General features: G+C 60.9%; 1 protein-coding gene. It reads left to right on the plus strand.

The window, feature by feature from the left end; translation table 11 throughout:
- Nucleotides 1-281, plus strand: a 281-nt coding sequence (locus MWU56_RS16485; RefSeq protein WP_247046522.1) for a hypothetical protein, incomplete at both ends; no start/stop codon positions are given.

A 281-nucleotide genomic window follows, 5' to 3' on the forward strand; every position in this document is an offset into this window, starting at 1 on the left:
ACTGATGGCGAGGGGACGAGCAGTTTCACGGACGACGACTCGGTGGTTGTCTCGATAGACGACCCGGCTCCTGTTGCGGAGGGCGATGCGCTCACCGCGACGTTGACCTTCACGGTCAGTCTTGACGTTGCGGACCCGTTAAACGCCACCACGGTCAACTATACCATAAGCGGCGGAAACGAGGACGGCACGACGGCGGATGTTGTCATCCCCGCGAACAGCACGAGTGCGACGATAGATGTCACGACCAACGGTGACACGGTGATCGAGGCCGACGAGGT

Source organism: Allomuricauda sp. F6463D, from assembly GCF_023015965.1.
In the GTDB taxonomy this organism is placed as follows: Bacteria; Bacteroidota; Bacteroidia; order Flavobacteriales; family Flavobacteriaceae; genus Flagellimonas.